General features: G+C 72.8%; 10 protein-coding genes and 1 tRNA gene. 4 read left to right on the forward strand and 7 right to left on the reverse strand.

Translation table 11 applies throughout. From position 1 onward, the window contains the following. Positions 1-110 precede the first annotated feature (110 nt). The gene (locus ACGF1Z_RS19385) at positions 111-1499 is read left to right on the forward strand and encodes an NAD(P)/FAD-dependent oxidoreductase (RefSeq protein ID WP_393005450.1); all 1389 of its coding nucleotides are present in this window, start codon (positions 111-113) and stop codon (positions 1497-1499) included. 115 nt (positions 1500-1614) lie between these two features. On the opposite strand, the gene ACGF1Z_RS19390 is transcribed toward ACGF1Z_RS19385, so the two are convergent. Together ACGF1Z_RS19390 and ACGF1Z_RS19395 are read right to left on the reverse strand one after the other, a co-directional pair. Then, entirely contained in the window at positions 1615-3651 is a 2037-nt protein-coding gene (locus ACGF1Z_RS19390) for a restriction endonuclease (RefSeq protein ID WP_393005452.1), read from the reverse strand. A 92-nt stretch (positions 3652-3743) separates the two neighbouring features. Next, positions 3744-3817: transfer RNA gene (locus ACGF1Z_RS19395), tRNA-Thr, on the reverse strand. 182 nt (positions 3818-3999) lie between these two features. On the opposite strand from ACGF1Z_RS19395, the gene ACGF1Z_RS19400 reads away from it, so the two are divergent. The 3 genes from ACGF1Z_RS19400 to ACGF1Z_RS19410 all read left to right on the forward strand — a co-directional run bounded on the left by ACGF1Z_RS19400 (position 4000) and on the right by ACGF1Z_RS19410 (position 6527). After that, positions 4000-5097, forward strand: coding sequence for an ABC transporter ATP-binding protein (locus ACGF1Z_RS19400; RefSeq protein WP_393005454.1), 1098 nt, complete (start codon positions 4000-4002; stop codon positions 5095-5097). Positions 5098-5355: 258 nt separating this feature from the next. After that, positions 5356-5769: a hypothetical protein gene (locus ACGF1Z_RS19405; RefSeq protein ID WP_393005456.1), complete on the forward strand. Its 414-nt coding sequence runs from the start codon at positions 5356-5358 to the stop codon at positions 5767-5769. A gap of 44 nt (positions 5770-5813) precedes the next feature. Then, positions 5814-6527, forward strand: a complete 714-nt coding sequence (locus ACGF1Z_RS19410; protein ID WP_393005458.1) for an NDP-sugar synthase — start codon at positions 5814-5816, stop codon at positions 6525-6527. Between the two features lie 335 nt (positions 6528-6862). On the opposite strand, the gene ACGF1Z_RS19415 is transcribed toward ACGF1Z_RS19410, so the two are convergent. The 5 genes from ACGF1Z_RS19415 to ispD all read right to left on the reverse strand — a co-directional run bounded on the left by ACGF1Z_RS19415 (position 6863) and on the right by ispD (position 12350). Further along, complete coding sequence (locus ACGF1Z_RS19415; protein WP_393005460.1) at positions 6863-8443, reverse strand: DoxX family membrane protein; 1581 nt, start codon at positions 8441-8443, stop codon at positions 6863-6865. A gap of 118 nt (positions 8444-8561) precedes the next feature. Next, complete coding sequence (gene rlmB, locus ACGF1Z_RS19420; RefSeq protein WP_393005462.1) at positions 8562-9518, reverse strand: 23S rRNA (guanosine(2251)-2'-O)-methyltransferase RlmB; 957 nt, start codon at positions 9516-9518, stop codon at positions 8562-8564. Between the two features lie 90 nt (positions 9519-9608). Further along, positions 9609-11009, reverse strand: coding sequence for a cysteine--tRNA ligase (cysS, locus tag ACGF1Z_RS19425; RefSeq protein WP_393005464.1), 1401 nt, complete (start codon positions 11007-11009; stop codon positions 9609-9611). An 80-nt stretch (positions 11010-11089) separates the two neighbouring features. Then, entirely contained in the window at positions 11090-11602 is a 513-nt protein-coding gene (ispF, locus tag ACGF1Z_RS19430) for a 2-C-methyl-D-erythritol 2,4-cyclodiphosphate synthase (protein ID WP_393005466.1), read from the reverse strand. Then, the gene (gene ispD, locus ACGF1Z_RS19435) at positions 11592-12350 is read right to left on the reverse strand and encodes a 2-C-methyl-D-erythritol 4-phosphate cytidylyltransferase (protein ID WP_393005468.1); all 759 of its coding nucleotides are present in this window, start codon (positions 12348-12350) and stop codon (positions 11592-11594) included. Before ispD ends, ispF begins: the two co-directional genes overlap by 11 nt. Positions 12351-12528 lie beyond the last annotated feature (178 nt).

Below are 12528 nucleotides of genomic sequence, written 5' to 3' on the forward strand. Positions count from 1 at the left end.
GCCCGCGGAGCCGGCAGCACCGCCCCCGCCCCTCACGCCGCGGCACCCGTATCCACGGCGCCGACGCCCCGGGTAACCTCCCGCGCACGGACCCGGAAGAGGGATGGACAATGAGCACGATCAACGGCGGCATCTCGTTCTGGTACGCACAGGAGGGCGCCCCCGCCCCCCGCGAACCTCTCACCGGCGACACCACCGCGGACGTCTGCATCGTCGGCGGCGGCTACACCGGCCTGTGGACCGCCTACTACCTCAAGAAGGCCGTCCCCTTCCTCGACATCACCGTCCTCGAAGCCTCCTTCTGCGGCTACGGCGCCTCCGGCCGCAACGGCGGCTGGCTCTACAACGGCATCGCCGGCCGCGACCGCTACGCCGAGCAGCACGGCCACGAGGCCGCCGCCCGCCTCCAGCACGCCATGAACGCCACCGTCACCGAAGTCATCGACGTCTGCGCCGCCGAAGGCATCGACGCCGACATCCACCGCGGCGGCGTCCTGGAGATCGCCACCTCCCCCGCCCAGCTCGCCCGCCTCAAGGACTTCCACGCCGCCGAGATCGCCTTCGGCGAGAAGGACCGCGAGCTCTACGGCGCCCGCGAGACCGCCGAACGCCTCCGCGTCGCCGGCGCCGTCGGCTCCACCTGGACCCCGCACGGCGCCCGCCTCCACCCCGTCAAGCTCGTCAAGGGCCTCGCCGACGCCGTCGAGGCGCTCGGCGTGACCATCCACGAGTCCACCCCCGTCACGGAGATCAGGCCCAAGCACGCCGTCACCCCGTACGGCACCGTCCGCGCCCCCTACGTCCTGCGCTGCACCGAAGGCTTCACCGCCTCCCTCGCCGGACAGCGCCGCACCTGGCTCCCCATGAACTCCTCGATGATCGCCACCGAGCCGCTCACCGACGCCCAGTGGGAGTCCATCGGCTGGCACGGCCTGGAAACCCTCGGCGACATGGCACACGCCTACATGTACGCCCAGCGCACCGCCGACGGCCGCATCGCCCTCGGCGGCCGCGGCGTCCCCTACCGCTACGGTTCCCGGACCGACAACGACGGCCGCACCCAGCCCCAGACCGTCGAAGCCCTCCGCGACATCCTCGTGCGCTTCTTCCCCCAGCTCGCCGGCCTCGGCATCGCCCACGCCTGGTCCGGCGTCCTCGGCGTCCCCCGCGACTGGTGCGCCACCGTCACCCTCGACCGCTCCACCGGACTCGGCTGGGCCGGCGGCTACGTCGGCTCCGGCGTCGCCACCACCAACCTCGCCGCCCGCACCCTGCGCGACCTCATCCAGCAGGACTCCGGCCAGTCCGGCCCCACCGAACTCACCACCCTGCCCTGGGTGAACCACCGCGTGCGCAAGTGGGAGCCCGAACCCCTGCGCTGGCTCGGCGTCCAGACCATGTACGCCGCCTTCCGGGGCGCCGACCGCCGCGAGTCCGCCGCCCGCACCGCCGCCACCGACCGCGTCGCCGTCCTCGCCAACCGCCTCAGCGGCCGCTGACCCCCGTCAGGGGGCCCGCCGGACCGGGCCCCCTACCGACTCCCCGCGCGCACCCGGCACCCTGGCCGCCTACCGCACCCAGCACCCAGCACCCTGGCCGCCTACCGCCTACCGCCTACTCCACCTCGATCCCGAAATCCCCCACCAGCTCCGCGAGCCCGCCCCGGTAGCCCTTCCCGCCCAGCACGAAATCCCAGTCGCCGCCCGCCCGCCGCCGGAACGAACCGAGCACGAGCGCCGTCTCCCCCGGCCGCCCGTCCGACACCTCCAACCGGTCCAGCTCCGCCCCCGCGTCGTCCCGCAGCACGATCCCCGCATCCGCGAAACCCGCCAGATCGGCATCCGGATTCACCTCCGGATCGACCGCCGCCACCAGCACCAGCCGGTCCGCGCCGGACGGCAGGGCGTCGAAACCCACCCGCACCGCCGCCCTGTCCCCGGCCGGAGCGGTCACCATCGCCACCGAACCGTCCGGCGTCGCCGGATTGTTGAAGAAGACGAACCACTCGTCCGCCAGCACCCGGCCCCCCGCGCACACCAGCGCACACACGTCGAGCGCCACCGGCCCCGTCCACACCATGCCCAGGAGACTGAAGGCCTCGTCCGCCTCGGCCGGCGCCCGCACCGGCTCCACCGGCGCCGGCGCCCCCGGCCCCAGCCGCCCCCGCAATCCGTGCTGGTGCAGCAGCTCCACCAGCTCCGGACCCGAGATCAACGTCAGCGGCTTGCCGTTCGCGAAGGCGTACGAACCCGGGCCGAAGCCCGAAGTCGTCACCAGCACCCCCTTGTTCGCTCCGGCCCCCTGCACCGTCCCGAAAAGGTCCCGCACCGCGCTCGGCGGCACCGTGTTCCGGTAACGCTTCACCTGCACGATGATCGAACCCCCGCGGATCGGATCCGGATCGAGCGCCTCCACGTCCACCCCGCCGTCGTGGGAACGCCGCGTCGTCACCGCCTGCAGCCCCCGCGCCCGGAACAGCTCCGCCACCAGCCCCTCGAAGGCGATCGGATCCATCGCCAGCAGATCCGGCTCCGCGCCGTCCCCCTGCGACACCACCCCCGAGCCCACCTGCTCCGGCAGCAGCAGAGGCGGCACCGCCACCCGCTCGTCCGGCTTCGCCGACAGGCGCCCCGACAACGCCCCGGTCAGACACTCCAGCGGACGGACCAGCTCCAGGTTCAGCTCACCGAAGGCCCGCCGCTCCACCGCCACGGACGCCACACAGGTCCGACCCACCACTCCCGTCGCCGGGTCCACCCCGTCGACGAAGCCGTTCAGCGTCACCCGGTCCAGCACCCCGGACCGGTCCGCGGCGAACAGCTCCCGCAAGGCCAGCAGCACGCTCTGCGCCAGCACCTCCCGGTACAGCGCCCGCCGCTGCGACACCGGCCGCGGGACCTCCCGCTCCTGGTCCGTGCTCGGCAGGTACCGGATCCCCTTCGCGGCGGGCACCACGTCGAACCCCGGCAGGTCCCACTCCAGGACAAGCCCCCGCGAGCCCCGGTCGTACGCCGCCGACACCTGCCGCGGAAACCCCTCGGGCCAGGCCGTCGACGCGTACAGGACCGCCGAGAAGTACTCCACCACCGTCTCCGGCTCACCCGCCCGCAGGGCCGACCCGGTGTCCGCGATCCCCCTGTTGTGCGCCCGGATCTCCGCCAGCCGGCCCGCCGCCCACTCCTCGTACTGCCGCCGGTACGCCGCCAGCTGCTCCACCCGCCGCGCCTCCGCCGTCCGCGCCGCGTACAGGTCCCGCTCGAACCGGGCGGGGTCCTGGTAGAAGCGCCGGTCCGGCATCGGCACCGGCTCCGCCAGCGGCCCCGGCGCGAACGGCGCCACCTCCTCCGGCTGCCGCAGCCCCTCCACCGACAACGGCCGAGCCCGGCACCCCGCCACCAGCAGCCCCTCCAGCACCGCCACCCGCTCGTCCAGCTCGCGCGTCCGCCGCAACGCGTCCGCCTCCCGGTGCCGCCGGTACTCCGCCCGCTGCTCCCGGTGCATCCGCGCCACGTCCCGCTCCCGCGCCCGCTGGGCCCGCTCGGCCTCACGCTGCTGCCGCAGGGCGGCCTGCTGCCGCCCCTCCCGCTCGCGCTGCGCCACCCGCTGCGCCTCGGCCCAGGTCCCGATCAACCCACTGGAACGCCGGCTCATCCGCCGCACCCCTCCCCGGAAACACCCCTCGCACACGCCCCGTAACGCACAAGTGTCCCGGACCCTGCCGGGTCCGGGACACCTGATCGACGAGCCGCCTGTCGGAATCGAACCGACGACCTCAAGATTACAAGTCAAGCGCTCTAGCCAACTGAGCTAAGGCGGCAGCGAAAGCAGTGTAACGAACGCCCGCGCACCGACGGTCGGAAATCTCACGCTCCTCGGACTGCTGACAGATCGGGCATCGCCAGGTACCGTCTCGGGAAGTTCACCCAGGTGGACTACACCACATCCTTCCTTCCACTCGGATCGTCCGGCACGTTCCTGCCGGTGAAGGGACACATCACCATGGCTTCCGTCACCTATGACAAGGCGACCCTGGTCTACCCCGGCGCCGAAAAGCCCTCCGTCAACGAGCTGGAGATCGAGATCGCCGACGGCGAGTTCCTCGTTCTCGTCGGCCCCTCCGGCTGTGGCAAGTCGACCTCGCTGCGCATGCTGGCCGGCCTGGAGGACGTCACCTCCGGCGCCATCCGCATCGGCGACCGCGACGTCACGCACCTGCCGCCGAAGGACCGGGACATCGCGATGGTGTTCCAGAACTACGCGCTCTACCCGCACATGACGGTCGCCGACAACATGGGCTTCGCGCTCAAGATCGCCGGCGTCAACAAGAGCGAGATCCGCGCCAAGGTCGAAGAGGCCGCGAAGATCCTCGACCTCACCGAGTACCTCGACCGCAAGCCGAAGGCGCTCTCCGGCGGTCAGCGTCAGCGCGTCGCCATGGGCCGTGCCATCGTGCGCGAGCCGCAGGTCTTCCTCATGGACGAGCCGCTGTCGAACCTCGACGCCAAGCTCCGCGTCTCGACGCGTACGCAGATCGCGAGCCTGCAGCGCCGTCTCGGCATCACCACCGTGTACGTGACGCACGACCAGACCGAGGCCCTCACGATGGGCGACCGGGTCGCGGTCCTCAAGGACGGTCTGCTCCAGCAGGTCGACACCCCGCGGACCATGTACGACCGGCCCGCCAACCTCTTCGTCGCCGGCTTCATCGGCTCCCCGGCCATGAACCTGATCGAGGTCCCGATCACCGACGGCGGCGTGAGGTTCGGCGAGAGCATCGTCCCGGTCTCCCGTGACGCCATCGCCGCCGCGGCGGACAAGGGTGACACCACGGTGACGGTCGGCGTCCGCCCCGAGCACTTCGACGTCTCCGGCCCGACGAGCAAGGACGGCCTGGCCGTGACCGTGAACGTGGTCGAGGAGCTCGGCTCCGACGGCTTCGTGTACGGCTCCACCCGCGTCGGCGGCGAGGACAAGGACATCGTGGTCCGCGTGGGCGGCCGCGAGGTCCCCGCCAAGGGCTCCACGCTGCACGTGGTGCCGCGCTCGGCCGAGCTGCACGTCTTCTCGACCTCGACGGGCGAGCGCCTCTCCGACTGAACGCCCCGACGCCGGACGCCCTGATCTCCCGGCGTCGGCAGCCGTGCCGAACGGCCCCGGTCCCGCTTGCGGGGGCGGGGCCGTTCGCGTACGGGCGGGCATGAATCGCCGAGTCGGCGAAAACCCCGGCAGAACTGGGCATTCACCCCCGGGGCCACCCACCCGCGTCAACACGGAATTCGAAAAGCGGCCTCGAACCATCCCCCGCGAGAGTGACTAAATGTCGCCATATCACTACCGCCCGCTACGCTCGCCTGCGTGACGCATACTGCCCGCCGAATCGGCCGCTCTCTCGCCCTCGTCCTGCCCGTCGTCCTGGTGCTCTCCGGAACGCTCGCGGTGTCCGCCGTTCCGTGGGCCGGCCAGGGCTCCGGGACCCAGATGCTGACCGCGTCGTCCACGGACGTCTCCACCCGGGCCAAGTCCCGTGCCCCGCAGGATATTCTCCGCGACCAGCTCCTCGCAGAGCTTCAGGAGAAGGACCCCGGCGTCGCCCTGACGCACCTCCAGCGCGAGGTGGAGAACCGCCCGTCGCTCGCCCGGCACTGCATGTCGATCGCCCGCGCCCTCGGCGCCGCCGCGGTCGAGCGCTTCGGTCCGACCCGCGCCCAGTCCTTCTCGCGCCCGGTCTGCGACACCTCGTTCGCCTACGGCGTGCTGCACGCCAGCTGAGCCGCGCCCGGTAGGCCTGCCGCACACCGCATATCGTTCCCGGTATGCACACCTCCCCGACGCAGGCCGTGATCCTGGCGGGCGGCCAGGGCTCGCGGCTGCGCCCGTACACCGACGACCGCCCCAAGCCGATGGTCGAGATCCCGGGCACCGGGACCCCGATCATCGGCCATCAGCTGTCCTGGCTCGCCGCCGAGGGGGTCACGGACGCCGTCGTGTCCTGCGGTCACCTCGCCGACGTGCTCCAGGAGTGGCTGGACGCGGCCGAACTGCCGTTGAAGGTCACCACCGTCGTCGAGTCCGAGCCGCTCGGCCGCGGGGGCGGCCTCAAGTACGCGGCCGCGCACCTGCCGGAGCCGGATCAGCCCTGGTACGCGACGAACGGCGACATCTGGACGCGCTTCTCGCTGCGCGAGATGGCCGAGTTCCACGCCGAGCGGGACGCGACGGCCACGCTGGCCCTGGCCCGGCCCCGTATCCCGTGGGGCGCCGTGGAGACGGACGCCTTCGGGCACATCACCGACTTCATCGAGGCACCGCCGTCGCCGTACCTCATCAACGCGGGCGTGTACGTCTTCTCCCCCGCCTTCACGGACCTGCTGCCGGACCTCGGCGACCACGAGCGCACGACCTTCCCGCGGCTGGCCCGGGAGCGGAGCCTGGCGGGCTTCCCGCTTCCGCAGGGGGCGTACTGGCGGGCCATCGACACCGCGAAGGACCTGACCGAGGCGGCGAAGGAACTCGCCTCCCACGCCTGAGGGCACCCACCGGGTCCCGCGTACGCCCGAAGGGGCGGCACCACGATCGACGTGGTGCCGCCCCTTCGGCGTCCGTACGGGAGCTCCTGGCCGCCCGTGCGGGGCTCGGGCGGGGACCGGCACGGCGGCGGTCGGGGGCGGAGGCGGGGCCGGCGAGGCCCCCGCCCGGGGGTAGGGGACGGGCGCCGTTCCGGACGGAGGCGGCCCGGACGGACCGCCGGCGTGGAGCCGAGGCCGCGGCCCCCGCCGACGGCCCACGCCCCGCCCGAGGCCCCACGCCGAAGGGCCCCGGGTGTCCGACGACACCCGGGGCCCTTCCGCGAGTTGTCCGTCCGTCAGCCCAGCAGGCCGCCGATCGGGTTGCGCGCGCCGCCCGACGTCGAGCCGCCGTCCGAGGAGCCGCCGCCGCTGCCGCCGGTGCTCGGCGTGCCGCTCGTACCGCCGGAGGTGCTGGATCCGCCCGAGCCGGAGCTGCTGCTGGACGAGGACGGGGAGGACGTGCGCGACTGGCTCGGGCTGCGGGTGCCGCTGCCCTGCGTCGCGGACGGGCTGCGCCGCTCGCTGCGCCGGGTCTCCTTCGCCGACTCCGTCGGCGAGGCCTCCTCGTCCTTCTCGCGCTCACCGCTCGCCCCGGTCGTCGCCGAGGGCTTCGGGCTCTTCGAGGCCTTGCGGGACGGGCCGGTCGCGCCCGGCTCCGTGGGCAGCGGTTCGCCCGGCAGGTGGTTGACCGGGTCGTCGTTCGGCCCGGGCACGGTGACCATCTCCGTGGAGCGCACCGCCCCGCCGAGGACGGAGCCGACGAGCAGGGTGAGCCCGACGACCACCGCGGCGACGACCGTGCCGCGGCGCAGCACCCGGCGGCGCAGTTCCCACAGTTCCGAGCGGGGGCCGAGGGTGCGCCAGGCCTCGCCGGCGAGCCGTCCGTCGATCGAGTACACCGGGGCGCCGGCGATGACCAGCGGCGACCAGGCGGCGAGGAAGATGATGTCGGGCGCGTCGTAGACCGGCACGGTCTTCCAGCTGACGGTGAGGATCAGGGCGGCGGAGAGCAGCGCTCCGACCACGGCCGCCACCCGCTGCCACAGGCCGAGGACGGTGAGGACGCCCACGACGACCTGGAGGAAGGCGACGGTGAGGCCGGCGCCCACCGGGTGCTGGAGGGCGAAGTCGCGCAGCGGCTCGGCCAGGGCCCACGGGTGCAGCGAGTGCAGCCACTTGACCATCGAGCCGCGCTCGCCGCCGTCGAAGTAGACGGGGTCGCAGAGCTTGCCCATGCCCGCGTAGATGGAGATGAAGCCGAGGAACACCCGCAGGGGCAGCAGCACGACCCCGAGGTTGAGGCGGCGGCCCGGGTAGTAGGCGTGCCGGACGCTCGCCGCGTTGGCGGCCGGGGTCCCGCTCGCGCCGTGCCGGTGCGAGCCGTGGGCCTGGGGGCCGGTGTCCGGGGCGTGCGGGTCGGGTTCGAGCTCGTAGAGCTCGTCGTACGCCCCCTCGGCCCTGCGCATCGGCGGGAGCAGCGGGGCCGGCGGCCCGGCCGGCACCACGGGGGTGGGCATCGTGGTGTCGATGCGCGGGATGGTCTGGGTGGTCGGCTCCAGGGTGGAGACGCCGCCCGTGGCGGAGGACTCGCGGACGGCCTGGAGGAGGCCCGTGGCGCCGGGCGAGGACTTCCCGGTCCACACGACGGGCCTGCGACGGGCGGTGCCGGCGCCGGCCGCACCTGCTCCGACAGCGGCTCCGGCGAGCGCGGCGATCCGCGGGTTCGCGGCGAACTTCGGCTGTTGGGCCGGCGCGAGCCGCACACGGAAGCTGGCGTGGTTCACGATCACCTGGGCGGGATCGGAGGCCACTTTGACCATGCTCAGCGCGGGCTGATCGTCGAACCCCGGCCGGGGCGTTCTGGTGTCCACACTCATCTAACCGAGTGATGTGCGGTTAGGACACTGCCTTGACGGACTCCAAATGTCCGAGGCCCGTCAAGATCACGGCCGGGGTGTGTCCCTCGTGCGGGTCAGCCCGTACGAGGGAGCCGGGTCAGGCCATCCGGCGGCGGGCCGCCTCGTACAGCACGACACCGGCGGCGACGCCGGCGTTCAGCGACTCGGCGCCGCCCGGCATGGGGATGCGGACGAGGAAGTCACAGGTCTCGCCGACCAGGCGGGACAGGCCCTTGCCCTCGGAGCCGACGACGATGACGACCGGGCCGGAGAGCGCCTCCAGCTCGTGCACCTCGGTGTCGCCTTCCGCCGACAGGCCGACGACCGTGAGACCCGCCTTCTGGTACTGCTCGAGGCAGCGGGTGAGGTTGGTGGCGCGGGCCACCGGGGTCCGGGCGGCGGTGCCGGCCGAGGTCTTCCAGGCGCCGGCGGTCATGCCGGCGGCGCGGCGCTCGGGCACGACCACGCCGTGGCCGCCGAAGGCGGAGACGGAACGGACGACGGCACCGAGGTTGCGCGGGTCCGTGACGCCGTCGAGGGCCACGATCAGCGGGTCCTCGTGGTCGTCGAAGGCCGCCTCGGCGAGGTCCTCGGGGTGCGCGTACTCGTACGGCGGGACCTGGAGGACGAGGCCCTGGTGGTTGAGCCCGTTGGTCATCCGGTCGAGCTCGGGGCGCGGCGCCTCCATGATGTTGATGTTGCCGCGGCCGGTGGCGAGGTTCAGGGCCTCGCGCACCCGCTCGTCGTTGTCGATGAACTGCTGGACGTAGAGCGTGCTGGCGGGCACACCGTCGCGCAGCGCCTCGAAGACCGGGTTGCGGCCGACGACCATCTCCGACTGGCCCTTGCCGCCGCGGCGGGCGACGGGCTTGCGCTTGGCCGCGTTGCGTGCCATCGCGTTGGAGACGCGGTACGCCTTGTGGCCCTTGCGGTTCTCGGCCTTGGGCGTCGGGCCCTTGCCTTCGAGGCCCTTGCGCCGCTGGCCACCGCTGCCGACCGTCGCGCCCTTCTTGTTGGACGTACGACGTCCCCTGCGCTGACTGTTCCCGGCCATGACTACTACCCGTTTCCTCTGCCTGCTGCGTACGAAGTCCGTAAGTGCAGTGTGCCGCCCGGAGGCCCGGACGGCACACTCATCAGTTCTCTAGCGGTTGCCCAGCGTCCAGCGGGGGCCGTCGGGGCTGTCCTCGATGGCGAGGCCCGAACGGTTCAGCTGGTCGCGGATGGCGTCCGCGGTCGCCCAGTCCTTGCGCTCGCGGGCGGACTCGCGCTGCTGGAGCACGAGCCGGACGAGGGTGTCGACGACGCCGTGGAGCTCTTCGCCGCGGTCCGTCTCCTCGGCCCAGTGCGGGTCGAGGGGGTCGAGACCGAGGACGCCGAGCATGGCGCGTACCTCGGCGAGGCGGGCGATCGCCTCGTCCTTGTCGTCGGCGGCCAGGGCGCTGTTGCCCTGGCGGACGGTGGTGTGGATGATCGCCAGCGCGTGCGGCACGCCCAGGTCGTCGTCCATGGCCTCGGCGAAGGCCGGCGGCACCTCGGCGGCGGGGGCGACGGGCGCCCCGGCCTTCTCGGTGGCGCGCTGCACGAAGCCCTCGATGCGGGCGAACGCCGCCTCGGCCTCGCGCAGGGACTCCTCGCTGTACTCGATCATCGAGCGGTAGTGCGGGGTGCCGAGGTAGTAACGCAGCACGATGGGACGCCAGTTCTTCACCATCTCGGAGACGAGCACCGAGTTGCCGAGCGACTTCGACATCTTCTCGCCGCTCATGGTGACCCAGGCGTTGTGCACCCAGTAGTGGGCGAACTCGTCACCGAAGGCCTTGGCCTGGGCGATCTCGTTCTCGTGGTGCGGGAAGATCAGGTCGAGGCCGCCGCCGTGGATGTCGAAGGCGGAGCCCAGGTACTTGTGCGCCATCGCCGAGCACTCCAGGTGCCAGCCGGGGCGGCCGCGGCCCCACGGGGTCTCCCAGTCGGGCTCGCCCGGCTTGGTCGCCTTCCACATCGCGAAGTCGCGCGGGTCCCGCTTGCCGGTGATGCCCTCTTCGGTGGGCTGGCGCAGGTCGTCGATGTCCTGGTTGGACAGCTCCAGGTAACCCGGGAAGGAGCGCACGTCGAAGTAGACGCTGCCGTCCGCCTCGTAGGCGTGGCCGCGCTCGATGAGGCCGCGCATCATCTCGACCATCTCGGTGACGTGCCCGGTGGCGCGCGGTTCGTAGGTGGGCGGCAGGCAACCGAGGGCCTGGTAGCCGTCGTTGAACGCGCGCTCGTTCTCGTAGCCGATGGACCACCAGGGACGGCCCTGTTCGGCGCCCTTCTTGATGATCTTGTCGTCGATGTCGGTGACGTTGCGGATGAACGTGACGTCGTAGCCGCGGTAGGCGAACCAGCGGCGCATGATGTCGAAGTTCAGGCCGGAGCGGATGTGCCCGATGTGCGGAGCGGCCTGCACGGTCGCGCCACAGAGGTAGATCGAGACACAGCCCGGCTGGATCGGGGTGAAGTCACGGATCTGCCGGGCGCTGGTGTCGTACAGGCGAATGGTCACCACTCCAGGGTAGTGGGCGGGGGGCAGTGCCCCGCGACCTGTTCCCGGTCCCGGGGCCACTTTTTCGGGGGGTGGTGCCCCTAAGGAGCCGTTACGGGATAGACGAGCGCGGTCGCGAGCGCGGCCAGTCCTTCGGCGCGGCCGGTCAGGCCGAGCCCGTCGGTGGTGGTGCCGGAGACGGAGACCGGTGCGCCCGCCGCCTCGCCGAGGGCCTTCTGCGCCTCGTCGCGACGCTTGCCGATCTTGGGGCGGACGCCGACGACCTGGACGGCGATGTTGCCGATCTCGTAGCCCTCGGCGCGCACGATCCGGGCGGCCTCCGCGAGGAGGGTGACGCCGGAGGCGCCGGACCACTCGGGCCGCGAGGTCCCGAAGTGGGCGCCGAGGTCGCCGATGCCGGCGGCGGAGAAGAGCGCGTCGCAGGCGGCGTGGGCGGCGACGTCACCGTCGGAGTGCCCGGCGAGTCCGTACTCCTCGTCCTCCCAGAGCAGGCCGGCGCACCACAGTTCGCGCCCCTTCTCGAAGGCGTGGACGTCGGTGCCGATGCCCGTCCGGGGCAGCACGGGGCGCGGGGGGTGGCCGTCAGAAGCCATCGTTGGCCCTCCTGCGGGCGAGTACGGCCTCGGCGAGGACGAGGTCGAGGGGGCGGGTCACCTTGAAGGCCTCTTCGTGGCCGGGCACGACGACGACGGGCGCGCCGAGCTTCTCGACCATGCCGGCGTCGTCGGTCGCGCCCTCACCGGTGAGGGCGACGGTGGCGTGGGCGTTGACGAGCGTGTCGCGGTCGAAGCCCTGCGGGGTCTGCACGGCGCGGAGGCGGGCCCGGACCGGGGTGGCGACGACCTGTTCGGGGGCGCCCGGCTCCTCCGCCGGCTCGACCTCCTTGACGGTGTCGGCGACGGGCAGCGCGGGCACCACGGCGACGGCCCCGTCCCGTACGGCCTCGACGACGGCGTCGACGGTGTCGACGGGCACGAGGGGGCGGGCGGCGTCGTGGACGAGGACGACCGAGACGTCGTCGGGGACGGCCGCCAGGCCGAGCCGCACGGACTCCTGGCGGGTCTCCCCGCCGGGGACGACGACGTAGTCGGTCCGCTCGGGCAGGGCGTGGGTGTCGAGGAGGTTCTTCACCTCGGCGGCCCCGACGGCGCCGTCGGGGGGTGCGACCACGACGACGAGGGAGACGGCGCGGGAGGCGGCCATCGCCCGGACGGCGTGGATGAGCATGGGGGTGCCGTTCAGCGCGCGCAGCGCCTTGGGGGCGCCCGGGCCGAGGCGTACGCCCCGGCCTGCCGCGGGGATCACCACGGCGGTTCGTGGGGGACGCGCTTCGTCTGTCATCGGTTGCACTCCGGCAGGTTTGTTTCCGCGGGCGACGTGGGTATGGCGTCAGCAAGCTGCTGGCGACGCCTCGACCGGACCCTTCCGTGACGACGGTCGAGGCGTCGCCGTGCGAGGAACGGCAGGGGGTCGGGAAAGAGAGACGAACATGCCGCAGTGCCCGGCGACGGCGCTGTGG

Source organism: Streptomyces sp. NPDC048018, from assembly GCF_043202995.1.
Classification (GTDB): domain Bacteria; phylum Actinomycetota; class Actinomycetes; order Streptomycetales; family Streptomycetaceae; genus Streptomyces.

Excerpts from the sequence above, each read along its gene's own strand:
- ispF (WP_393005466.1), bottom strand. The coding sequence starts at position 11,602 with ATGGCTTCTGACGGCCACCCCCCGCGCCCCGTGCTGCCCCGGACGGGC.
- ispD (WP_393005468.1), bottom strand. The coding sequence starts at position 12,350 with ATGACAGACGAAGCGCGTCCCCCACGAACCGCCGTGGTGATCCCCGCG.
- ACGF1Z_RS19385 (WP_393005450.1), top strand. The coding sequence starts at position 111 with ATGAGCACGATCAACGGCGGCATCTCGTTCTGGTACGCACAGGAGGGC.
- ACGF1Z_RS19400 (WP_393005454.1), top strand. The coding sequence starts at position 4,000 with ATGGCTTCCGTCACCTATGACAAGGCGACCCTGGTCTACCCCGGCGCC.
- rlmB (WP_393005462.1), bottom strand. The coding sequence starts at position 9,518 with ATGGCCGGGAACAGTCAGCGCAGGGGACGTCGTACGTCCAACAAGAAG.
- ACGF1Z_RS19410 (WP_393005458.1), top strand. The coding sequence starts at position 5,814 with ATGCACACCTCCCCGACGCAGGCCGTGATCCTGGCGGGCGGCCAGGGC.
- ACGF1Z_RS19415 (WP_393005460.1), bottom strand. The coding sequence starts at position 8,443 with ATGAGTGTGGACACCAGAACGCCCCGGCCGGGGTTCGACGATCAGCCC.
- ACGF1Z_RS19390 (WP_393005452.1), bottom strand. The coding sequence starts at position 3,651 with ATGAGCCGGCGTTCCAGTGGGTTGATCGGGACCTGGGCCGAGGCGCAG.